The sequence below is a fragment of the Shimia isoporae genome (assembly GCF_004346865.1).
Classification (GTDB): domain Bacteria; phylum Pseudomonadota; class Alphaproteobacteria; order Rhodobacterales; family Rhodobacteraceae; genus Shimia; species Shimia isoporae.
Map to the genome: position 1 here is coordinate 1705008 of NZ_SMGR01000001.1, position 24427 is coordinate 1729434.

18 protein-coding genes are annotated in these 24427 nt (G+C 56.0%); 7 read left to right on the top strand and 11 right to left on the bottom strand.

Going from position 1 to position 24427, the window contains the following annotated elements; translation table 11 throughout:
• The first annotated feature begins 136 nt into the window (after positions 1-136).
• A complete protein-coding gene (lexA, locus tag BXY66_RS08365) occupies positions 137-844 on the top strand; it encodes a transcriptional repressor LexA (protein ID WP_132859678.1) in 708 nt (235 codons plus the stop codon).
• On the opposite strand, the gene BXY66_RS08370 is transcribed toward lexA, so the two are convergent.
• Positions 838-2886 (bottom strand): ComEC/Rec2 family competence protein, encoded by a 2049-nt coding sequence (locus BXY66_RS08370; RefSeq protein WP_132859679.1) that lies wholly within the window; start codon positions 2884-2886, stop codon positions 838-840. The genes lexA and BXY66_RS08370 overlap by 7 nt on opposite strands.
• Before the next feature lie 747 nt (positions 2887-3633).
• Between BXY66_RS08370 and gltA the strand changes: the two genes are divergently transcribed.
• Together gltA and BXY66_RS08380 are read left to right on the top strand one after the other, a co-directional pair.
• Positions 3634-4929, top strand: a complete 1296-nt coding sequence (gltA, locus tag BXY66_RS08375) for a citrate synthase (RefSeq protein ID WP_132859680.1) — start codon at positions 3634-3636, stop codon at positions 4927-4929.
• Between the two features lie 421 nt (positions 4930-5350).
• Positions 5351-5857 (top strand): DUF2087 domain-containing protein, encoded by a 507-nt coding sequence (locus BXY66_RS08380; RefSeq protein WP_132859681.1) that lies wholly within the window; start codon positions 5351-5353, stop codon positions 5855-5857.
• A gap of 7 nt (positions 5858-5864) precedes the next feature.
• On the opposite strand, the gene BXY66_RS08385 is transcribed toward BXY66_RS08380, so the two are convergent.
• The 10 genes from BXY66_RS08385 to BXY66_RS08430 form a co-directional block, all read right to left on the bottom strand.
• The gene (locus BXY66_RS08385; protein ID WP_132860387.1) at positions 5865-6641 is read right to left on the bottom strand and encodes an enoyl-CoA hydratase-related protein; all 777 of its coding nucleotides are present in this window, start codon (positions 6639-6641) and stop codon (positions 5865-5867) included.
• A gap of 63 nt (positions 6642-6704) precedes the next feature.
• Positions 6705-7169, bottom strand: coding sequence for a cytochrome c-type biogenesis protein (locus BXY66_RS08390; protein ID WP_132859682.1), 465 nt, complete (start codon positions 7167-7169; stop codon positions 6705-6707).
• Positions 7166-9139 (bottom strand): heme lyase CcmF/NrfE family subunit, encoded by a 1974-nt coding sequence (locus BXY66_RS08395; protein WP_132859683.1) that lies wholly within the window; start codon positions 9137-9139, stop codon positions 7166-7168. The genes BXY66_RS08390 and BXY66_RS08395 overlap by 4 nt, the downstream gene beginning before the upstream one ends.
• A gap of 79 nt (positions 9140-9218) precedes the next feature.
• On the bottom strand, positions 9219-9740 hold the full coding sequence (locus BXY66_RS08400) for a holin family protein (protein ID WP_207911295.1): 522 nt from the start codon (positions 9738-9740) through the stop codon (positions 9219-9221).
• Positions 9731-10342: a holin-associated N-acetylmuramidase gene (locus tag BXY66_RS08405; RefSeq protein WP_132859684.1), complete on the bottom strand. Its 612-nt coding sequence runs from the start codon at positions 10340-10342 to the stop codon at positions 9731-9733. Before BXY66_RS08405 ends, BXY66_RS08400 begins: the two co-directional genes overlap by 10 nt.
• A gap of 138 nt (positions 10343-10480) precedes the next feature.
• The gene (gene ccmE, locus BXY66_RS08410; RefSeq protein WP_132859685.1) at positions 10481-10930 is read right to left on the bottom strand and encodes a cytochrome c maturation protein CcmE; all 450 of its coding nucleotides are present in this window, start codon (positions 10928-10930) and stop codon (positions 10481-10483) included.
• A 29-nt stretch (positions 10931-10959) separates the two neighbouring features.
• Positions 10960-11988, bottom strand: coding sequence for an N-acetyl-gamma-glutamyl-phosphate reductase (gene argC / locus BXY66_RS08415; protein ID WP_132859686.1), 1029 nt, complete (start codon positions 11986-11988; stop codon positions 10960-10962).
• Between the two features lie 103 nt (positions 11989-12091).
• Positions 12092-12904 carry a glutamate racemase gene (locus tag BXY66_RS08420; protein ID WP_132859687.1) on the bottom strand — a complete coding sequence of 271 codons (813 nt, stop codon included), beginning with the start codon at positions 12902-12904 and terminating at the stop codon, positions 12092-12094.
• Positions 12905-12919: 15 nt separating this feature from the next.
• Positions 12920-13798 carry a lysophospholipid acyltransferase family protein gene (locus tag BXY66_RS08425; protein ID WP_132859688.1) on the bottom strand — a complete coding sequence of 293 codons (879 nt, stop codon included), beginning with the start codon at positions 13796-13798 and terminating at the stop codon, positions 12920-12922.
• A gap of 168 nt (positions 13799-13966) precedes the next feature.
• On the bottom strand, positions 13967-17380 hold the full coding sequence (locus BXY66_RS08430; protein WP_132859689.1) for an indolepyruvate ferredoxin oxidoreductase family protein: 3414 nt from the start codon (positions 17378-17380) through the stop codon (positions 13967-13969).
• Positions 17381-17563: 183 nt separating this feature from the next.
• Here BXY66_RS08430 and BXY66_RS08435 point away from each other — a divergent pair, with 183 nt between their 5' ends.
• The 4 genes from BXY66_RS08435 (at position 17564) to purL (ending at position 24427) form a co-directional block, all read left to right on the top strand.
• Positions 17564-18469, top strand: coding sequence for a LysR family transcriptional regulator (locus tag BXY66_RS08435; protein WP_132859690.1), 906 nt, complete (start codon positions 17564-17566; stop codon positions 18467-18469).
• Positions 18470-18767: 298 nt separating this feature from the next.
• Positions 18768-21056, top strand: a complete 2289-nt coding sequence (locus BXY66_RS08440; RefSeq protein WP_243694325.1) for a mechanosensitive ion channel family protein — start codon at positions 18768-18770, stop codon at positions 21054-21056.
• Positions 21057-21061: 5 nt separating this feature from the next.
• Complete coding sequence (locus BXY66_RS08445; protein ID WP_132859691.1) at positions 21062-22183, top strand: BamA/TamA family outer membrane protein; 1122 nt, start codon at positions 21062-21064, stop codon at positions 22181-22183.
• An 84-nt stretch (positions 22184-22267) separates the two neighbouring features.
• On the top strand, positions 22268-24427 hold the full coding sequence (purL, locus tag BXY66_RS08450) for a phosphoribosylformylglycinamidine synthase subunit PurL (protein WP_132859692.1): 2160 nt from the start codon (positions 22268-22270) through the stop codon (positions 24425-24427).

The window sequence follows — 24427 nt, forward strand, 5'->3', positions numbered from 1 at the left end:
TATGTTTCCCCTATGTTCACAAAAAGTTTTGACACAAAACAAGAACATGAATAGAACATAAGTAATTATCCACAGGAGACTCGGGCAACCGGTCACAGTCTCAGAACGGAAAATGGACACAAGGGGGAGCAGACCCATGTTAACCAAAAAGCAGCTCGACCTGCTGGAATTTATTCATGTTCGTCTTCAGCGGGACGGCGTTCCCCCAAGCTTTGATGAAATGAAAGACGCGTTGGATTTGCGATCCAAATCGGGCATCCACCGGCTCATCACCGCGCTCGAAGAACGCGGTTTCATCAGGCGACTGGCGCACCGCGCTCGTGCAATCGAGATTGTTAAACTGCCTGAAAGCATGGGTGGCGCCCCCACCGCGGCCGGTTTCGAACCAAAGGTCATTGACGGCCCCCACCCCTCGCCTGCTCAACCGGCCAACCTCGGAACGAACCGTGTCGACCTCCACGCCCGAGAACTCCCTGTAATGGGAAAAATCGCCGCGGGCGTCCCAATCGAGGCAATCAGCCATGTCGATCATCACGTGGCAGTTCCCGGCCAGATGCTCTCCGGCGGTTCAAGCCACTACGCGCTTCAAGTAAAGGGCGACTCGATGATCGAGGCCGGTATCAACGACGGGGACGTTGTGATCATCTCCGAGACGTCCACAGCGGACAACGGCGACATCGTCGTTGCCTTGGTTGAGGATCAGGAGGCCACGTTGAAAAAGTTCCACCATAATGGAACCTCCATCGCGCTTGAGGCGGCAAACCCGGCCTATGAGACTCGCGTCTTTCCGGAAGACAAGGTCAAGGTACAAGGCAAGCTCGTCGGCTTGATCAGAACTTATTGAACGCTTTCCGGCGGCGCCTTGTGCCAAAGGCGCTGCCCAGACATCTTCCGCGCAGTCCTGACTTCGGGCTCCAATTTTCCCAGAGTGATGGAAACCGCCCCGCTTTCTGCCAAACTGGTTGAATCAAAGACAGTGCAGTCATACTGCCTATCGATGCTGTGAGCCAAAACGAGAATATCGCCGGGATTGCAGTCGTCAAAAGACGAAATGGCGCGTTTTCCCGCCAAATGAAATATGGATATGCCTCCGCCAACCGACGCGTTCATAGCTGTATTTTTGCCTTCACTCCAAAGACTTGCCGCGAAACCCTGGTCTGGAAACAACCCGTCATTCTCAAGCCAAACCCGCGCTGTGAACCCTTGTCCTTTTGCCTTGGACAGTGCGCGCCCATCGATGGTCATTATCCCAACCAGACCGCCGTTTTCCGAAATGAGAATGTCTGGCCGATCAGTTCTCGCCCAGATAACAAGCGCCACAGCAAACACAACGGCACCGCCCCATCGTGCCGAATGCCGCCAAAGGATCACCCAAAGGGCTCCGAGTGACACCAACGGGAGGACCACGCCTGACGGTGCGACGACATAACTGCGCGCGCCGCCCAGCGAACTAAAGTAAGCAGCAACACCTTGTATCCAAGCCAGCCCTTTTGCCATCACCCAATGCGGTGCCTCTTCAAGGCCAAAGGGGCTCAACACGGCGGCAAAAACGGCAGAGGGAACAACGATGGTCCCCATGACCGGTACAGAAAGTAAGTTGGCAGGCAACCCATAGTGCGCCAAATGGTTGAAATGTAAGGCTGCAATTGGCGCTGTTGCCAGCCCCGCTACGAGAGACGATATAGCCAAGCCGCTCACGGGCCGCAACAATCGTGGGCCGAGACCTATCTCGTTATCTCGAAGCGCACCGAAAACCGCGACCAACGCGGTGGTGGCGGCAAACGACATCTGGAAACCCGGGCTCAAAAGTGACTCCGGTCGCAACAAAAGAACAATTATCGCCGCCAATGCGACAGCTCTCAAACTCAAGGCGCGGCGATCCAGCAGAACCGCAGTCAACATAACCGACGTCATAACGAAGGCCCGCTGGGTCGACACGCTCCCGCCCGACAAAAGCAGATAGACTGCAGAGGCGATCAACGCGACAATAGCCGCTGTCTTTTTGCCATTCCAACGAAGCCCAACGGTTGGCCATAGCGCAAAGCCGAGCCGCACGCACCCAAAAACGAATGCCGCCAATAACCCCATGTGTAATCCGGAAATCGCAAGAAGATGCGCAAGGTTCGAAATGCGCAGAGATTCGAGTACCTCAGCGGGAATGGCCGACCGGTCACCTGTTGTCACCGCCGCCGCAAACCCTGACACGTCTTCGGGCATTCGGCTTTGGATAGCCCTCGACAGTTTCATCCGCAGCACGAACAACGGCTGACCAACGGGGTCCGGATGCAATGCTACAATGGGCACGCGCGTGTAACCAATCGCGCCGAGTCTCTGAAACCAGGCGTGTCTCTGAAAGTCAAAACCTCCCGGCTCCACGGGTCCCGAAGGTGGCGACAAATATGCCGTAGTTCCGATCAACTGTCCCGGCCGCAGAAGGCTACCCTCCGCCGCGCTGTGTAACGAAATCCGAACTCTATGCGGTGTCTTTGATGGCGGTATGTTTTCCAACCGCACATCGACCAAGGTCACGCGCAAAGCATCGGACGTGGACCGGTCCAGTCCGGCAACACGCCCTTCAACTGCTCCATAATATCGATAGTCGAGCACCGGAGCGCTCACAATGTGCGCTCGTACACCCGCCCAGACGAATCCGGCAAGAACCAAACCCAGCAAACAGAGAAACACCTTAAATTCGAGGTCTTTCCTTCGCGCGAAAAAAAGCAGAAGCAGCACCCCGATGGCCGACGTTGCCAAGGCCAACCCTGTGGGCTCGGATCGCAACGAGAAATATGCTCCGATACCGCTGCCAAAACACACGGGTACCCAATTGAACAGATGACCCTGCTGTTCCAACAGAGCGATCCTGAAATCTCGGACCAAACGCACAAAAACCCCCAAAAAATTGGGCTAATAAGGCGAAGCTAAGGTTTCATGGTTATCAAAGGGTAAATTTCTTATTTGGCGGTGCAGATCCTATTTGGCGAAAGCAAGGGGCGTCGTGCTACCTCTCGTCCTAGGTCTTTTCCTGCAGCCAACGAGCGCCTTTTCGCGAAGCCGAATGATGTCTGCCGTGCCACCCGCAATAATTTTTCTGCACTGCTGCAAAAAACCATTCAACTTGTTCAAATTTTGCGGCAGGCGTCGTCGCGTCAACTTGGCACCGTATTTCTACGGAGGGAACAAGCACACGTGAAATTCGCATTTAACGTCACAACATAAACACTTGTTTTTAATTAATAATTTCTAAATCAATGCAGACGACGAGACTTGCACAGAGAATGTTGTCTATGTCATTTGGTATTCATTTGTATACTGAAAGAATTGACGCCGCAGTTGCAAAGTGATAGCTCTCCGCGCGAGGAGCTTCACACGGAAGATCGGGTCTGTTTTTGCCCCGCTCGGCCAGCCTAATTTTAGAATCGCAACCCGTGCGGTTGGGGATCTTGGGTGCTGGCGGGATGTAATGCTCACACGGGATGATTTCGGCGGGCCAGTGCGCGCAAATGTGCGGCACGACACGCATGCCAGACAACAAAACGCCAGGGCTGAGGGGCCACGCATTTGCTCCCCGGCACAGGCAGGGACAGCGCCTTGACCACTCCGGTGGACGGCAAGAAAAGAAGGAAAACAGCAATGTCTGAGACTCAGAAAAAGGCCACACTCTCTATTGAGGGCGCGACTTACGATCTGCCGATCTATTCCCCGACAGCGGGTCCGGACGTGTTGGATATTCGCAAACTGTACGGCCAGGCCGGCGTTTTCACTTATGACCCGGGCTTCACCTCAACCGCATCTTGTGAGTCCACGATCACATATATCGACGGCGAGGCAGGTATCCTGACCCACCGCGGATACACAATCGGCGATTTGGCCAGCAAATCTCACTACCTCGAGGTCTGCTATCTGCTGCTCTATGGTGCCCTGCCGACTGCTGCGGAACTGGAAGAATTCGAGCACACAATCACGCATCACACCATGCTGCACGAGCAAATGGTGAACTTCTTCCGTGGTTTCCGCCGTGACGCGCACCCAATGGCAATCATGACCGGAGTTGTCGGCGCGATGTCCGCGTTTTATCACGACTCCACTGACATCAACGATCCGCGCCAGCGCGAAATCGCGTCTCACCGCCTGATCGCAAAAATGCCGACCATCGCGGCGATGGCATACAAATACACCATTGGACAGCCTTTCGTGTATCCGCGCAACGATCTGGACTATGCGTCCAACTTCTTGCGCATGTGCTTTGCGGTTCCGGCGGAAGAATACGAAGTGAACCCGATCCTGTCTCGCGCAATGGATCGAATCTTCACTCTTCATGCCGATCACGAACAGAACGCGTCTACATCGACTGTACGTCTGGCTTCGTCCTCCGGTGCCAACCCGTTCGCGTGTATCGCAGCAGGCATCGCATGTCTTTGGGGCCCTGCTCACGGCGGCGCCAACCAGGCATGTCTGGAAATGCTCAAGGAAATCGGATCCGTTGATCGCATTCCAGAGTTCATCGAACGCGCCAAAGACAAGAACGATCCATTCCGCCTAATGGGCTTCGGTCACCGTGTTTACAAAAACATGGACCCGCGCGCGACAGTGATGAAACAATCCGCGGACGAAGTCCTCGAACTGATGGGTGTGGAGGACAACCCGCTCCTGCAGGTCGCCAAGGAGCTTGAGCACATCGCGCTCAACGATCCGTACTTCAAGGACAAGAAGCTGTTCCCGAACGTTGACTTCTACTCCGGCATCATCCTCGAGGCTATGGGCTTCCCAACATCGATGTTCACACCGATCTTTGCCCTGTCCCGTACGGTCGGCTGGATTTCCCAGTGGAAAGAGCAACTGTCCGATCCGGCGCACAAGATCGGTCGTCCGCGTCAGCTGTACCTCGGCGAAGACACTCGCACGTACGTGGACATCGAAGACCGCTAAGCTTCTTTTGTTCACTGAATTTGGAACGCGCCGATAGCAATCGGCGCGTTTTTTTGGTCCCGATGCAGGAGGCAAGCCAAAGGAGAAAGCGGCTCTTCTCAAGCCGAACCTCTGTACTGGTAAAGGCTCAGAGCCGACCTTGACCATCACGCGAGAAGGTGGGGAAACACCCGTTTGACCGTTGCAAAATCGGCTCAGAGTACTCGCGCGCAAACCGTCGGCACCTTACGATCGTTGCACCCTGATTTCGGCATCTGTAGTGTCCAGATAGGGTCCGCAGTTCACCCAGGCGCCGCCGGTCTTATGACTTAGCTAAACCTGCGATAGATACTTTCGACAGCACCTTTGTTTCGTGCCGTCGACAAGGGCGGCCATCGACCCTCGTCCATCGAGGTTGGCACTTCTGTCAAAGGATGCACACATGTCTCATGACGTGACCCCTCTCTATGTGGCCGACGTATCGGCCTTCACCAAAGCTTTGCGAAAATCCCTGAGTGAGGCTGACAGCTTTCCCGGACATGCCGCTATGCTTGCCATGGTGGCCAAGGCGGCCGGCTTCCGAAACCATCAACATCTCAAGGCCGAACAGCCCAAAGCGCAGGAACTGGATGAGTTGGCTCTCAAACGCGCATTGCGGGTGTTCGATGATCACGGGCGCATGATCCGTTGGCCCAAATGGACCAAGGTACAGGGGTTATGTCTCTGGCCTTTTTGGGCGTTGATGCCGGCCCATCAGGATCTGACCGAAAAACAGGTCAACGAGATTCTGAAGCCTGGCCTGACCTTCGGGGATCATGTTTTGTTGCGGAGATCCCTGATCGACCACAAACTCGCCACGCGCACCACCGACGGGCGCGTCTACAGGCGCATAGAGCAAAGGCCAACGCCTGAAGCGCTGGCCCTCATGGATCGTCTGAAAAAACGCTAAAAAAGGATCAGCGCCCCTCGTAAGTCGCGGGGCGCTTGTCCAAGAACGCGACAACGCCTTCCTGAAAATCGCGCGTACCGCCGAGTTTACCCTGACGTTTGGCTTCCAGTTCCATTTGTCCGGTCCAGTCGTTGCCCCAGGTCTCCTGAATGGCGGCCTTGATCTCGGCATAGGCCAGTGTCGGCCCCTGTGCGAGATGCTTGGCACGCGCCTTCCAAACAGCTGCGAACTCATCGTCTGCAACCGCTTCCCAGATCATCCCCCACTGGTCAGCCTGACGCGCAGAGATCTTGTCCGCAAAAAGCGCTGCACCCATTGCTTTCGCAGCGCCCATCGACCGAGGCAATTCATAGGTTCCTCCCGCATCAGGCATCAGACCGATACGCGAGAATGCCTGAAGGAAATAGGCGCTTTCAGATGCGATCACCACGTCCGCCGCGAGCGCAAGATTGGCCCCTGCCCCGGCAGCCGCGCCGTTCACGGCACAAATCGTAGGGATTTTCACATCTCGGATCGCACGGATCATCGGCATGTATTCGTCACGCAGTGTCCGCTCGAGGTTTAAGTTCGTTGCATCTGACGCGTCTCCAAGATCCTGCCCCGAACAGAATGCCTTGCCCGCGCCTGTCAGAACCAACACTCGCGCGTCCTTACCAGCAGCCAATACCGCATCGGTAATTTCTGCCCGCATCTGTTGTGTCATTGCGTTGTAAGTATCGGGTCGGTTCAGCGTCACAACCGCGACACCATCCGCTACCTCATAAGAAATCGTTTGATATTGCATCATTCCCTCCGGTCCTGTCCCGTCATCGCACTGCCACGCAGCGGCTCCCAGTCTGACCTAGCGTCACTTTTTCAGGATTTCATCCAAACGCGCCTGCTCCTCGGTGGACAAACCCGCCTCGGTTCTGGCCGGCGCTCTGGAACGCCCTCGCAAATAGCTAAGCGCAACACCGAGCGCCAACAAGAGCATCATCGGTCCGGCAAGATACAAAACCATGTTTGTACCTCCGGTTCGAGGGCGCAACAGAACATATTCGCCGTAGCGATCCACAACAAAGTCAATGACTTCGTCATTGGTGTCGCCTTCCGTCAAACGCTCACGCACCAAAACCCGCAGATCCTTGGCCAACTCGGCATTGGAGTCGTCGATGTTCTCGTTGCGGCACACCAGACAGCGCAAGTCCTGCGAAATCTCCCGCGCTCGCTCTTCAAGCACCGGATCATCAAGCATTTCTTCCGGCTGGACGGCCCAAACCGGAACCGCCAGCGTCACAACCAGCATCGCAAAAAGCCATTTCAGCGTATTCATTCTGCCGGAACTCCTGCGCTCGGCGCCTTCCGCGCGCCAGCTGCAACACGATAGCGACGGTCAAACAAACTGAACGTGCCCCCCAAGGCCATCATAAAGCAGCCGAACCAGATCCAGTTGGTGAACGGCTTGATGTAAGCGCGCACCGTGTGACCTCCGTCGTCCTGCGCATCGCCAAGCGCAAGATAGACATCGCGGAAGAAACGATAATCAATCGCCGCTTCGGTCGTCGGCATCCCGGCCACCGGATAGACGCGCTTCTCAGGCTGCAGGAGCGCCACGTTGCGCCCGTCTTTGGTTACCTGAATATCCGCTTTGGTGGTGTAGAAGTTCGGTCCCTGCTCTTCGCGCACGTCCAGAAGCGTGAACTCATAAGCGCCAAGGCCATAGCTTTCGCCCTCATAGGCAACGCGGATGTCTTCCTGCTCCCATGCCATCAGACCAGCAACCCCGAACATCGTCACGCCCAATCCGGCATGGGCTATCGCCTTACCCCAGTCGGCTCCGGGCAACCGGCGCAACCGTCCAAAACGCGATGCGAAATCTCCTCGTCCGGTACGGGACATCAAGTCAATAATCGCACCGAAGAACACCCATGACCCAAGAAACAATCCCAGCGGACCCAAAAGAGTCCGCTCTGTCTGCATCGCCCAAGCCAAACCCATGAGCGCCAACGCCAGAACAAAGGCCGGTAGCAACGGTTTCATTGCCTTTCGCAAGTTGGCCCTTTTCCAACTCAACATCGCACCAATTGGCAACGCTGCCCCAAGCAGCACCATGAAAGGCGTGAACGCCATGTTGAAGAACGGCGCCCCCACGCTCAGCTTACGGTCAAAGACCATTTCGCTAACCAGCGGCCAAATGGTGCCGACAAATACGACGAAACAACTCACCGCCAAAAGGATGTTGTTCAGCACCAAAGCGCTTTCTCGGCTGACCATTCCAAATACACCCTTGGCCTCCATTGCATTGGCGCGTGCAGCAAAAAGTGTAAGGCCACCGCCCATAAAGGCGGCGAGAATTGCGAGAATGAAGACGCCACGTTCCGGATCGTTGGCGAACGCATGGACCGACGTAATAACGCCCGAGCGTACAAGGAACGTTCCGATCAACGAAAACCCGAACGCCATGATCGCAAGCAAGATGGTCCAGCTCTTCAGGCTTTCGCGTTTCTCCACCACTATGGCCGAGTGCAAGAGCGCAGCCGCCAGCAGCCACGGCATAAAAGAGGCGTTTTCAACCGGATCCCAGAACCAGAATCCACCCCAACCGAGCTCGTAATAGGCCCACCAGGACCCCAAAGCGATGCCTATGGTCAGGAATATCCAGGCGGCCAACGTCCACGGACGCACCCAACGCCCCCATGCTGCGTCTACACGCCCCTCGATGAGTGCGGCAATCGCGAAACTGAACGCCATGCTCAGACCGACATAACCGAGGTACAAAAACGGCGGGTGAAGTGCGAGGCCGATGTCCTGCAACAGTGGGTTCAAATCCTGTCCGTCAAAAGGCGGGATAAGAACGCGCTCGAACGGATTTGAGGTGAACAGGATGAAGGCGAAAAACGCAACCGCCACAGCACTTTGAACGGCCAAGGCGCGCGCGCGTATTCCAGGAGGCAAACTGCCTCCAAACCAAGCCAGGCAGGCACCGAACAGTGTCAGAATCAACACCCACAACAGCATTGACCCCTCATGGTTTCCCCAAACTCCACTCACTTTGTAGATCATCGGTTTCAGCGTGTGAGAATTGGAAATCACCAATCCGACAGAGAAATCCGACGTCACAAAGGCGTAAGTCAGCGCAGCAAAACTGAACGCCGTAAACAGGAATTGCAGCCCTGCCGCGGGTTCAGCGACCGCCATCCAAGCAGGCCAGCGTTTCTGCGCGCCAATGAGAGGAACAATTGCCTGCACCACTGCGGTGACGGCGGCGAGGATCAGTGCGAAATGGCCAAGCTCTACAATCATACCGGAACTATACGCCGACCGATGCGCACGGCCAACGGGATTCGCCGACCAATCGGTTCACAATGTTGCGGCTTTTTGCCTACCCCCGACGTTGCGCCAACCAATCGGCGAGCGCCGGGTTGTTCTGATCTCCGTCCTCAATCCGGCGAACACCCTCAATGCCCTGCAGAACATGCGGTTCGCGCACCATCGATTGCGCGATCTGTTTTTGGAACTCTTGCCCTTTAGCCTGATGGCGCGCGCCAAAATAAAAACTGACCACGACGCCCAGCAGCCACCACAAAGGCTCCGGCACCAACGACATTCCGGCCATACGCTCTGAAAACCAAACCGGATCGACCATAGCGGCCGTGAACAAACACAGGCATCCCAATGCCATTGCAGGCCTCGGAAGCCGATTGATTCCGTCCATTACGCGATCAAACATCCCCCGTTGGCCAGCCAGAAACTCCGCCTGAAACCCTTCCATCGCCGCAATCTGGATGTCTTGCGCGCGCTGCGCGCCAGCCTCAGCATTTTCTCGAAAAACCTCTGCGGTCTCCTGCACCACATTTCGTCCCCCGCCAAAAACCAGAGTAAGGAGTTTGCCGATCAGCCCCATTTCGAAATCCTCCGGCCAAATTCGGCTTCGCTCAAATGATATCGCGTTGAGATGAACTCTTCTGCACGTTTGATCCAACCACCTTTGCCGCCACTGCGCGTACGGGCGAATTTGCGAAGGCTGGGCCGCGCATCGGCCAACTTCAGGTAGTAATTCCGCCGGGCGATCCCGTAAGCGTCCTTCAGATGACTCGGTGACACAGTGGCCGCGGCTTTGGCCGCCTCAATGGTTTCGGGCCCGATCTGACCATCCACAGCCACCGCCTGCCCCATATGTCCCAGCAAACGCTGAAGAATCTTGACCGCGTTGCCTCCCGCATTGACGTACATATCAAATACTGTCGCCTGAAGTGCTTCCGGCAAGTGGGAAATGCCGGGTTTGGCGTAGTAGTGCTCCAGAAAGACCGCCTCCGCGTCACGACGCGTCAAACCACGAATGTCAGCAACATCGACGTCACCATCACCGTCCTTGTCCAGCCCCAGGGCTCTCGCAGTTGCGAGCGTCACCCCGTGTTTTGTCGCCCCACCGGGGTCGTCCGGATCATTCACGAACCCCCCTTCTCGCGCCACAATCTCCCTTGCCACCGCTCTCACATCCAACATGACGACCTCCTCAATCTGTCATGTTGAACAAGGTGAAGGCCGCTGGTTAACTCGGCGCCGCTCCACCGAACGCAGGCATCACAAAAAATAATGCCCGCAGAAAACTCTGCGAGCCTTATTGCAACCTATTGGAAACGCTCAGGAGTCCGCATCAGGCTCCTTATAAACGCCCTGCTCTTTCAAGGCGTCTACGACCTCTTTCGGCATATAAGTCTCGTCGTGTTTTGCAAGAATTTCCGTTGCCACGAAAACCCCGTCCACATAAGACCCGGTGCCAACCATTCCCTCGTTTTCTTTGAACAGATCCGGCAAGATACCGGTAAATGTCACCGGGACCGATGCCCCGCCGTCTGTCACCGAAAACGACACGGTGTCTCCTTGCCCACGCACCAACGTGCCTTCTTCTACCAGCCCACCGATGCGAAAGACTTCGTTGGCCGCAGGCGGCTCTTCAACCACCTGACTGGGTGAACGGAAGAAATTGATTCCGTCGCGCATTGCGTAGCCGATCAGGCCCGTTGACAATGCCAGCGCCACAAACAACAGAACAATCACCTGAATTCGGCGCGTTTTCTTGAGGCTCTTCATCTCTCACTCTCCTGCGCGTTTTGCGCGGTTTACGGGAAGCAAGGTGCCAGCATCAAACCGGCTGTTTCCTCTTCCCCAAGCATCAGGTTGGCGTTTTGCAACGCCTGCCCGCTGGACCCTTTCGTGAGGTTGTCCAACGCTGCAATCACGATAGCACGGCCAGCGATGCGGTCCCCCGTCACACCTATGTGACAAAAGTTGGACCCGCGAACGTGACGCGTGCTGGGCGTTTCACCGAATGGCAGGACTTCGATGAAAGGCTCTTCACCGTATGCCCCAGCCAGAGTCGCATGAATTTCCTCCGCATCCCCTTGCACATAGACAGTCGCTAGGATGCCCCTATTGGCAGGAACCAGATGCGGCGTGAACTGCACCGTCACGGGGCGGCCTGCGATCTTGGAAAATTCCTGGTCGAACTCGCCAAGGTGACGATGTGTGCCACCAACAGCGTAGCCGTGATACCCCTCGCTCAACTCCGCATGCAGAAGGTTCTCTTTCAGAGAGCGCCCTGCTCCGGATACTGCACACTTCAGATCCAGAATGATCTGATCCAGATCAATCACGTTGGCCTCGATCAAGGGGCGCAATGCAAATTGCCCCGTCGCTGCATTGCAGCCCGTGCCTGCGACTAACCGCGCAGTCTTGATCTGATCGCGATAAAACTCGGTCAGACCGTACACGGCCTCTTTCTGAAGCTCCAACGCGTCGTGTTCGCCTCCGTACCACTTGGCGTATTCTTCAGGATCGCTCAATCGGAAGTCAGCGCTCAGGTCCACGACCTTAACGTTGGACGGCAAGGCTTTGATAACCTTCTGTGAAGTGGCATGCGGAAGCGCGCAGAAACACAGATCAACATCGGCGAACTCAATCTCGTCAATCTTACAAAGTGTCGGCAAATCAAGGTGGCGCAAATGCGGGAACACCGCTGCCATCTCCATCCCTGCCTTTCGGTCGGCAGACATCGCGACGATTTCCATGCTTGGATGGGTGGCAATCAAGCGCACCAATTCGGCACCTGTGTAACCACTGGCACCAAGAATTGCGATTTTATGGGTCATCTTTTCGACCTCTTCCTTAGCTACGCCCGCGCGTCCGCGCGGACCACCCCGTCTTGCAGGGCTAATTAATCAGAATTTGGGAGAAATGCGAGGGCCTGCGCCCTTACGCCGCTTCGAATGTGATTTGTCGTCGCAAGAACTGCGTTGCGCGATCCGATACCTTGCGCACGTCACCTGTCGTCAAAAACAGGTTTTCCTGGCCCGTTCCGATCATCTTGGGATGCCGTTCAAGGTAATCAGCAAGCGATTCAGCAACCAGATTGGCCTGCGAATACACTTTTACATCTGTCCCCAACGCGTCCTGAAAAGTCTCATGCATGATCGGATAGTGCGTACAGCCGAGAATGGCTGCTTGAGGATCCGGCATCTTGCGTTTCAGCGCATCCACATGGGACCGCACAAGCGCCTCCGCCAAAATCATGTCGCCGTCTTCGATTGCGTCCACAACCCCGCCACAGGCCTGAGCCTCGACGTCGACGCCAATTGCGCGAAAGGCCAGCTCACGCTGGAAAGCGCGGCTTGCCACTGTCGCCGGCGTCGCAAAAAGCGCAACATGCTTCACCTCGACTTCGCGCGGTGGGCTGTTGTCGCCCCAACTGCGTTCTGTCAACGCTTCAATCAACGGCACAAAAACTCCAAGCACACGTTTGTCCTGAGGCACCCAATTTTCCTGCATCCGGCGCAATGCGGCCGCGCTCGCAGTATTGCAGGCCAGGATCACAAGATCGCATCCTGCGGCCCACATCCGCTCAACAGCCGCAGTGGTCAAGTTATACACATCGTCTGCATCACGCACGCCGTAAGGCGCGTGTTGGTTGTCCCCGAAATATACGAAAGGCACGTCTGGCAAGCGTTTGCTCACCGCATCCAAAACGGTCAGCCCGCCCAGCCCACTATCAAAGATTCCAACTGCCACACTACACCTCTGCGCTTACGCGCGGTATTTTTCTTCAAACTCAAACCCATAGCCGAGATTTGCGATGGGTGTTGGAGACAAAGAATAAGTGCTGTCCCGCAGGAAGTCCATCAGCGCCTTGGTGTCCTTAGCGCGGCTCTTGACCGCATCGGCGTCAAGCGGTTCACCGACCACCACCCGTACAGGCGTGTCCACGCGTTTTTTGAATTCGCGGATCAGGAACCCCATCCGCAAAGTATAATGCAGGTGGCTCGCGATCTGAAACAAGCGACTGGTGTGCCCATCAAAGAAAACAGGTACCACCGTAGCCTCTGATTTGGCCACCATCCGCGCCGTGAACCCGCGCCAGCCGGGGTCCATCGGCCGTCCGAAAGGTTTCTCCGCCGTGCTCACTGTTCCGCCCGGAAAAATTCCAATAGCACCGCCAGCCGCCAGATAATCCAGCGACTTTTTTCGCGTCTGAAGGTTTAGCTTCACTGCCTCTTTGGATTCATCAAAGCTGATCGGCAGGATGATCCGGTTCAGGTCCTCGGCCTTGCGAAACACCTGATGCGCTAGAATTCGGAAATCGCCGCGGGTCTCGCTCAGAATATGGCCCATCATCAGACCGTCCAAAATCCCGTACGGGTGGTTGGCGATCATGATCAATGGGCCGGTTTTGGGAATGTTGTCCAAGGAACCGCTCACCACATCAAGCGTCAGGCCGTACCGCTCGCGCATCACTTCCCAAAAATCGCGTCCGGAGGCGACCTCGTTCTCATAGCCTGCAGCGCGCTTGATCAGCCTCAGCCGCCCCGTGGCATTCTCCATCGCACGGATCATCGCGCGACCGGTTTTGGTTTGGGCGGAATATGCATAACTGATGTCGCGGGCGACATGAGGATCGTAGGTCATCTATCTGGCGCTCAAGGGTCGTTTCGCCCCAGCGTATGACAGTTGTGCAAAAGTTTTTTAACCCTTTGAACAGCAATCCCCGCAACATGTGGGATTTCCGCAAAGGGGCGCGTCCAGAAGCGGCCCGGAACAGACTATTTTGCCTAATTTCCGGGCCAAATCGGGATGCTATTCCGCAGCAGTCGCCAACGGACCTTGGCGAAGCTCAGCCAAAAGCTGCTCGCGCCGCTTTGCTGCCTTGGCTTCGTTTTCGACCTTCACGGGACCAAAGCCCCGGATATCAAGCGGAAGTTCCGCAAGTGCTATCGCCGCCTCGGGCGCAGCATTTCCAAACTTGGCAATGACGTCGGCCATATCGGACTCATATTGAGCTATCAGCGCACGTTCCATTTTGCGTTCCGGATGACGACCAAATGGATCAAATGCTGTCCCACGCAGCCACTTTAGTTTGGCCAACAAAGGGAATGCCCGCGCCATCCCAGCTCCATATTCGGTCTTGAGTGGACGCCCGTTCGGACCCTCTTTCGCCAGCAACGGTGGCGAAAGATGAAATTTCACTTTGAAATCGCCCTCAAAAACATCTTCCGCTTTGGCGCGGGTTTCAAGATGCATACGGGCAACTTCATACTCGTCCTTGTAGGCCAACAACTTGTGATAGCCTTTCGCAATGGCCTCCTTCAGACGCTCATCGCCGACACCGTCGACAAGGCTCCGATACTTTGCCGCCAAAGCCTTGTTCTGGAACTTGACCAGATGTTCCTCACGGAAGGCAATCTGTTCGGCCAAAGTCTTTGGCTTGGAAACCACTTTCGGCGCAAGCATACCCGCCGCCTGATCCGGATACAGAACTGCCCAACGGCCTATTTCAAATGCACGCAAGTTGCGTTCAACGGCCGCCCCGTTCAACTCAATAGCAGCAACAATTGCTTCATGGCTCAAAGGCACCAAGCCTTTTTGCCACGAGGCGCCAAACACCATCATGTTTGAAAAGATGCTGTCGCCCATGACAACCCGCGCCAATTCGGACGCATCAAACAAAGATAACTCGTCGCGCAAACGCGCTTGCAGCGCGACTTCCAGGCGGCCTGTCGGCAATTTGAACTCGGTGTCCTTCGTAAAGTCACCAGTGATGATCTCATGCGAGTTCACCACGGCTCCCGTGCGACCTGTGGACGTCAGACCAAGAGTCTTGGCTCCGGCACTGACTACCAGATCGCCACCAATTAGGGCGTCGGCCTCGCCGGTTGCCACGCGGACCGCAGAGATCGCCTCAGGTGTTTCAGCCAATCGGCAGTGGATGTGCACAGCGCCGCCCTTTTGGGCCAGTCCCGCCATCTCCATCATCGCGGCCGCCTTGCCGTCAATCTGAGCGGCCTGCGACAGGATCGCCCCAATTGTCACAACACCCGTCCCGCCAACGCCGGTGATGACCACGTTATGTGTCCCGTCGATGGTTTTGACTTCGGGCAGAGGCATTTCAGGCAGATCAAGAGTTGCCGTTGCAGCCTTCTTTATGGTTGCGCCCTCAACAGTCACAAAGCTTGGACAGAAGCCGTTCAGACAGCTGAAGTCCTTGTTGCAGCTCGACTGGTTGATTTTGCGCTTACGGCCAAGCTCCGTCTCAACAGGCTCGATCGAAATACAGTTGGATTGCACACCACAATCGCCGCATCCTTCGCAGACATCTGTATTGATGAACACGCGACGGTCCGGATCAGGGAACTGGCCACGCTTACGCCGACGGCGCTTCTCTGAGGCACATGTTTGAACATAAACAATGCAGCTTACGCCACTGATTTCACGAAATTTCTTTTCAACATTCATAAGCTCGGCACGCTCATGGAACGTGATGCCGGACGGGAAAACTGACTGGTCGACATCTTCCTTTTCGTCATAGACGACCGCAACATTTTCAACGCCCATTGCGCGGACTTCATCCGCAATTTTCTGCGGGCTGAGGTTGCCATCGTTGGCTTGGCCACCAGTCATAGCAACAGCATCGTTGAACAGGATCTTGTAGGTGATGTTTGTACCCGCTGCGAGTGCGGCACGGATCGCCTGAACACCACTGTGGTTATAGGTGCCGTCGCCCAAGTTTTGGAAAACATGCTTGGTGTTTGAAAACGGCGCTTCGCCAATCCAGTTCGCGCCCTCGCCGCCCATGTGGGTAAAACCGGTTGTCTCCCGGTCCATCCATTGCACCATGTAGTGACAGCCGATCCCCGCGTAGGCGCGACTTCCATCAGGCACCTTGGTCGACGTGTTGTGCGGACAGCCCGAGCAGAACCAAGGCGTCCGCACGGCAATGTCTTCGGCATTGTCTGCCCGCTGCGCCTCTTTCAGAGCGTTCATACCCGCCTTTACGGCATCGGTACCGCGCCCTTCCTCAACCAGAATGTCGCCGAGTTTTTCAGCAATCATAATCGGGTCAAGCGCACCGCGAGTCGGGAAAAGCTCCTCTCGACCCATCAGGCCTGCGCCGCCCTTGTACCATCCATAAACACGCCGCCCCTGCCGCGTATCAAAGATCGCCTCTTTGATCTGGATTTCGATCAGCTTGCGCTTTTCTTCCACCACCACAATCAAATCAAGCCCTTCGGCCCATTCGTTAAACGTGGTCATATCCATCGGGAACGTTTGGCCGACCTTGTAGGTCGTGATACCCAAACGCTCTGCCTCGGCCTCATCAATGCCCAGAAGATCCAGCGCATGCACCAAATCAAGCCAGTTTTTCCCCGCTGCAACAAAACCGATCTTTGCGCCGGGCTTGCCCCACATGCGCTTGTCCATTTTGTTGGCCCGCGAAAACGCTTCCGCTGCAAAGCGTTTGTAATCGATCATGCGCGCTTCCTGCGCGTGCGGGGTGTCATTCAGCCGGATGTTCAGGCCGCCCTCAGGCATATCGAATTCCGGCGTTACGAAAGTGAGACGATGGGGGTCACCATCAACAACTGCAGTGGCCTCGATGGTATCTTTCATGGTCTTCAAGCCGACCCAAACGCCTGCGAAACGGCTAAGAGCAAGCCCATAAAGTCCGTAATCCATAATCTCCTGAACGCCCGCAGGAGACACCACCGGCATATAGGCATCCACGAGCGCCCATTCGGACTGATGCAAGACAGTGGAGCTTTCACCCGTGTGGTCATCCCCCATCGCCATAAGCACACCGCCATTGGCACTTGTGCCAGCCATGTTGGCGTGACGCATGACGTCACCTGTCCGGTCGACGCCCGGCCCCTTGCCGTACCAAAGACCAAACACACCGTCGTATTTGCCTTCACCGCGCAGTTCCGCTTGTTGGCTGCCCCAAAGTTGCGTCGCCGCCAGATCTTCGTTCAGACCCGACATAAACAGAACATCGTTCGCCTTGAGCTCTTTCTCTGCCCGCATCATCTGGCTGTCGACCGCACCAAGCGGCGATCCACGATAACCGGTTACATAGCCGGCAGTGTTGAGGCCGGCTTTGGTATCGCGCGCCTTTTGCATCAGCATCAGACGCACCAGCGCCTGCGTGCCGTTCAAAAGCACATTCCGTTTGCTTAGATCCAAACGGTCATTAAGCGATACTTTCTGAATACTCATCTTGCGCTCCCCTCGCTGGACGGTACGTCTCTCGATATTAGCGGATTATTAGGTCACAATATCTGACCTATGCAATCATTTTTTGAGATGCACCTTTCACGATTTTTGCTTATGGTCTGAATTTGCAAGCAATATTTGCAGGCGTTTCAACATAAGAAGCCTACGAACAAGAAAGTTATCCGGATGGATTGGGACAAACTCAGAATCTTTCACGCCGTTGCCGACGCTGGCAGCCTAACCCACGCAGGCGACGTTTTGCATCTGTCCCAATCGGCGGTGTCCCGCCAGATTCGCGCGCTGGAAGAATCTCTCAACACCACCCTGTTCCACCGACACGCTCGTGGTTTGATTCTCACCGAACAGGGCGAATTGCTGTTTGACGCCACCTCTTCAATGAACAAACGTCTGGACGCCGCTGCGGCGCGCATCCGCGATAGCGAAGAAGAAGTGTTCGGTGAGTTGCGGGTGACAACCACGATCGGCTTCGGCACGCTTTGGCTGGCCCCCCGTCTGCCGCACCTTTACGAAAAATATCCGGACCTAAACATCGACCTGATGCTCGAGGAAAAAGTCCTGGACCTGCCCATGCGCGAGGCCGACGTCGCCATTCGCATGAAAGAGCCAAGTCAGGCGGACCTGATCCGCAAACGCCTGATGAGCGTTCGGATGCGCCTTTATGCGACCCAAGCTTATCTGGAACGTCACGGAACGCCTGCCACTCTTGAGGATTTGGCTGACCACCGCCTCATCTGTCAGAACATAAACTCCGAACAGGTTGGTGCTGGTGCTACCTATGTGCAAACGCTGCTCGCCAACAACATCACGTCGATGCTTTATGTGAACAACTATTTCGGAGTGCTTCAAGCGGTACTGCACGACCTCGGTATCGGTGTGTTGCCTGACTATGTGATCCAGGACTTCCCGGACATGACACGCGTCTTGCCGGAAAGCGAAAGCGCGGAAATCCCTGTTTTCTTGGCCTATCCCGAAGAAATGCGCCAATCCAAGCGCATTTCCGCCTTCAGGGACTTCGTTCAGGAAGAGATCATTTCTCACCGCAAGCAATTGAGTCAAAAAGGGAATCCCTGAGCTATGCACCACCCGCATAGCGGGCATGCTGCACTTGCGACAGGTTATCCCTTGAACGATTCAAAACTGACTACTAATTCATCTCGAGAAGACGGTGATTGCCTAACGGCGCATCATCTTCATACCTCCCTGTTGGACTAAGGCCGGGCTTATCGCTCGGCCCTTTTTTTATCCAAAAGCCGGTTCTCCCCGCAAACGCACCAACAAAACACCCGCGACGCGCGTGCATGTTTGCTTGACGGATGCCTCCTAAATCCCGACTGTGAAAGAAAAAGTTTTCATCAACCGGGTTGAGTCCATGTCGCGTATTTTTCAGGTTATGCTGCTTGTCGCAGCGACCTTCTTTCTGACAGGCCAGTCGTCTGTCGCCCAAACCCTTCCAATGCCCACCACGACAGCGCCATCCACCGAGGCTGAGCCAATCGCGCCTGAGGAGATGACCCCCGAAGCGATCAACGCCATGGTCGCGCGCATGTCTGACGACGAAGTACGCGCCTTGCTGCTCGACAGGCTTGACGCCGTGGCCATGCAGGACAACGTCCAAGCCGAACCGAAATCCGTGATCGATGTTGCAACATCTCTTTGGACAGCGTTCAGTTCACAACTCGTCGATGCCGTGAAGAAGCTTCCCGTTCTATTTATTCGCCAAGGCGAGGCCATCACCAATTTTGTAAAAGACTACGGAGGCTTAGGGGGTGTCCTTACGCTTTTTGGGCTGGTTGCTTTCATTCTTGCGGTTGGGTTTGCGGTCGAATTTGCGGTCCGTACCTATCTCGTCAAGATCCGCAACCCGGACCCAAACGAACCCCAGCACAGCCTGCGCGAAGCATTGACCTTCCTGATCAAGCGTTTCTTCCGAGAGATCTTCGGTCTGATCGTTTTTTACTTCACGCTTTGGCTTATTGGCCGTCCTCTCTTCAGCGAACATGACATCCTGTTTGTCGGTCCGTTTGTCGGCTACCTAATCTGGATGCCCCGTGTCGCAGCGGCGTTCTCGCGTTTCATGATGGCGCCGGAACGCGCAGATTTGCGCCTTGTGAATGTTTCTGACCACTGGGCCAAGTTCATACATCGCCACATCACAGGGCTGATGCTGTTGGGCGGCTTCACGCTCTTTATTGTCGAATTCAACATGAACAATGGAGTGGCAGCAGGCGAAACCCGCATCGGTTTCTGGCTGGACAGTGCGGTCTACGTCTACATTGCGTTCATTGCTTGGACCGCGCGCGAAGGTCTCAGCGACATGATGCGCGGCACTGATCCAGACAACACCGAGTTCGACGAAATGATGGCGCGCGGCTATCCCTACTTCGCGATCGCAGTTGCCGGTGTCATGTGGGTGATCGTTTCCACACTCGTAGGGCTCGGAAAAGTACAGCTTCTGGTCGCTGGCGCTCACTACTCCACGATGTTCTTGCTGCTTCTGGCGCCTGTGATCGACACTGCTATCCGGGGATTGGTTCGCCACCTCGTTCCGCCCATGATCGGAGAAGGCAAGGTCGCCGAGGAAGCCTACTTGGCAACAAAACGCAGCTACGTTCGCATCGGTCGCGTTATCGCCGTCGGAATTCTTCTTTCGCTAATAGCACGCACCTGGAACCTGTCTCTCGGCAGTTTGCTTCAGGATCGTGCCGGAATCGGCGATAACCTGTTCAGCTTCGCAATGACAGTCATCGTCGGCTACGTGGTTTACGAAGGCGTCTCGCTCTGGATCAACCGAAGGTTGGCGGCTGAGCACACCGCCCTTGGCTTGAGCCAAGAGGACGCGGGCGGGGACGAAATGGGCGGCGGCGGCGGCTCCCGCCTTTCTACCGTCCTGCCTCTGGCGCTTGTCACGGCACAAGGCACAATCATTGTGATCTTCGCGCTTCTCGCGATTGGCAACCTCGGCGTCGACATTACTCCGCTCCTCGCTGGTGCAGGTATCGCTGGTCTGGCTATTGGTTTCGGCGCACAGAAACTCGTGACTGACGTTGTATCCGGCGTGTTCTTCCTCGTGGATGATGCCTTCCGCACTGGCGAATACGTAGAGATCGACGGGACCATGGGCGCGGTAGAAAAGATATCGATCCGCTCAATGCAACTCCGCCACCATCGCGGTCCCGTGCACACCATCCCCTATGGTGAAATCCCCAAACTCACCAACTACTCCCGAGACTGGGTGATCATGAAGCTCAAGTTCACCGTGCCTTTCGACACGGACCCCAACAAGGTCAAAAAGATCTTCAAAAAGATCGGCCAGGACATGCTTCAGGACGAACTGTACAAGGATGATTTCCTTCAACCGTTCAAATCTCAGGGCGTGTTTGACATTGACGATGTTGGCATGATCATCCGCGGCAAGTTTATGGCAAAGCCGGGCAAGCAGTTCATGATCCGCAAGGAGATCTACAACCGCGTCAAAGCCGAGTTTGCCGAGAACGGCATCGACTTCGCCCGCCGCGAAGTGCGCGTCGCAATCCCGGGCGTGGATTCCGCCGACGACCTATCCGACGCTGACAAGGCGGCCATCACCGCCGCGGCAACCGAAGCCGCGCGGGAACAAGCCGCCGACGGCGGCGCGGCGCCGGCTAAGGGACCGGATTAAGTCCCATGTCGCGCCGACTGACCAAATTGCGCCGGCTGTCTCAGGCCGGCGCTATCCTCGCCTCAACCTTTCTGAGTGTGCCAGCGATTGCCGACACTGGGGCCGAAGTCCTTACAGAGCAAATCGACCAGCTCGCAAACAAGGAAAACGTGGGATTACGGAGCGGCTCTGTGGTTGTCGCGCCCATCCCGTTCAGAAATGAACTTGTAGGTGCGGGACTCGCTTTGGGTTTCGGCTACCTCCTGAAAACCGATCAATCCAGCGACACGTCAATCATCGGCGTTGGTACTCTGCGCTCGGAAAACGGCTCGACAGCCACAGCACTCAGCGCGAATTTTGCCTTCAACGAGAACAAATGGAAACTCAGCCTCACCGCTGGCGAGGCCGACATGTTCTACGATCTCTACATCGGCTCTCTTCGATTTCCAGTTCGGCAGGACGGTATTGTTCTGAATACTCAAGGCTTGCGAGCCGTAGACGACGACACCTTTGCTGGGGCGCGTCTGCGATATCTGGACACGACGCTGGCCTATGTCCGGTCCAATTCGAGCGCGCCGAATTTGCCGCTCATAACTGCAGAACTGGTCAGTTTGTCTGCACTTTTCCAAATCGACACGCGCGACGACACTTTCTCCGCCCGCTCGGGCTACTTCCTCGATCTCGACGCCATGTACGGAGAACTGCTGAACCGCAGCGATAGCCACTATCACAAGTTCACCGCCCGCTATACCGGCTATCGGCCATTGGGAGATCGTTCCAGTCTCGCGTTTCGCGTCACGGGTTGCGTGGCTGCCGACAAAACTCCGTTCTTTGACAAATGTTCGATTGGGGGAACGGACGGGTTCCGTGGATTTAACCCCACCCGATATCTCAATTCGCGACTTCTATCTTTTCAGGCCGAAGTTCGTCACAACTTCACAAACCGCATCAGCGGTGTCGCCTTCGCAGGCGCGGGTTTTTCCGGCCCAACATTCGAACAGCTCGACAACGCGGGTGCAAACGTCGCCTACGGCATCGGCGCGCGTTACCAGATTTCAAAAAATTTCAAGGCCATGTTCTCTGTAGATGTTGCTCGAAACGATGCCGGTGAGGACACTTTGTACGTCTACGTTGGCCAGCGGTTCTAAGCTTCCTCCCCTACCCCCTTTCCCTTTTGGTCCACCTGCCCTAAAAGCCCCCCAAACGCTATTTATTTTGGGGACTCTCGCGACATGCAGGAACCGGCCATCACCACCGATCTGATCGAAGCTCATGGACTGAAACCTGACGAATACGAACTGATCCTCGAGATCATCGGCCGCGAACCAACCTTTACCGAACTCGGTATTTTTTCGGCGATGTGGAACGAGCACTGCTCTTACAAATCATCCAAGAAATGGCTGCGCACCCTACCGACCGACGGGCCACAGGTCATTTGCGGTCCGGGTGAAAACGCAGGGATCGTCGACATCGGCGACGGCGACGCTGTTGTTTTCAAAATGGAAAGCCACAATCACCCGTCTTATATCGAACCCTATCAAGGTGCCGCCACCGGTGTTGGCGGCATTTTGCGTGATGTGTTCACCATGGGTGCACGCCCCGTCGCGGCAATGAACTCGCTTTCGTTTGGCGAAACCTCCCACCACAAGACCCGTCAATTGGTCAACGGTGTGGTCGAGGGTGTGGGCGGATATGGCAACTGCTTTGGCGTCCCGACCGTCGGTGGCGAAGTTCGCTTTCACCCGGCATACAACGGCAATTGTCTGGTAAACGCATTTGCTGCCGGCCTCGCCAAAACGGACAGCATCTTCTATTCCGCTGCGTCCGGCATCGGCATGCCCGTAGTCTATCTCGGTGCTAAAACCGGACGTGACGGCGTTGGTGGCGCGACCATGGCGTCTGCGGAATTTGACGACACCATCGAAGAAAAACGCCCCACTGTTCAGGTTGGCGACCCCTTCACCGAAAAACGGCTGATGGAAGCCACGCTGGAGCTGATGCAAACCGGCGCCGTGATTTCGATCCAAGACATGGGCGCCGCAGGGCTTACCTGCTCGGCAGTAGAAATGGGCGACAAAGGCAAACTGGGCGTAAAGCTCAACCTCGAAGACGTACCGCAGCGCGAAGACAACATGACCGCATACGAAATGATGCTGTCTGAGTCTCAAGAACGCATGTTGATGGTTCTCAAACCGGAACTTGAAGCCGAAGCGCGCGCCGTATTTGAAAAATGGGACCTTGATTTTGCGATCGTTGGCGAAACCATTGCCGAAGACCGCTTCCTGATCATGCATAACGGCGAGGTCAAAGCGGACCTGCCGCTTTCCCCGCTCTCGGGTCGCGCGCCGGAATACGACCGCCCTTGGGTGGAAACCCCTGCCGCAGAAGAACTCGCGGACGTACCGCAAATTGACGCCATCGATGGCCTGAAAGCCCTGATCGCCTCTCCGAACTACGCAGGCAAGCAGTGGGTCTACGAGCAGTACGACACCACGGTCATGGGTGACACGGCACAGCGTCCGGGCATGGGGTCCGGTGTGATCCGCGTACACGGCACCGACAAAAAACTCGCTTTCACCTCCGACGTGACACCGCGCTACGTTAAAGCCAACCCGACGGAGGGCGGCAAACAGGCTGTGGCTGAAGCTTTCCGCAATCTCTCTGCGGTTGGCGCCAAGCCACTTGCCACCACAGACAACCTGAACTTCGGCAACCCCGAAAAGCCAGAGATCATGGGCCAGTTCGTCGGCGCAATCAAAGGCATCGGCGAAGCAGTCGCTGCGCTGGACATGCCAATCGTGTCGGGCAACGTGTCGCTCTACAATGAAACCGATGGCTCTGCGATCCTGCCGACACCGACCATTGGCGCCGTGGGCCTGATCGCAGCGGGCGAAGAACCTATTCTGGGCGAAGTCCGTGACGGCCATGTCGCGCTGCTCATCGGCGAAACCAACGGTCATCTCGGCCAGTCCGCGCTTTTGAGCGAAGTCTTCAACCGGGAAGATGGTGATGCGCCACACGTTGATCTGAATGCAGAACGCAAGCATGGCGAGTTTGTCCGCGAAAACCGCGACCTGATCAAAGCCTGCACAGACCTTGCGGACGGTGGTCTCGCACTCGCGGCCTTCGAACTTGCAGAGGCTGCAGGCGTTGGCGTGCATCTGGATATGGACGACACACCCACCCTCTTCGGCGAAGATCAGGCCCGGTACTTGGTTGCCTGTAACTTTGATCAGGCCGAAGCGCTGATGATCAACGCACAACAGGCCGGCGTTCCGATCACTTCTGTTGGCCGCTTCACAGGTGACACAGTGAAATTCGGCGGCTCGGAAGCTTCACTAGCGGAACTTGCGCAAACGTTCCGCTCCAGCTTTGCTGCAGCGGTCGCCTAA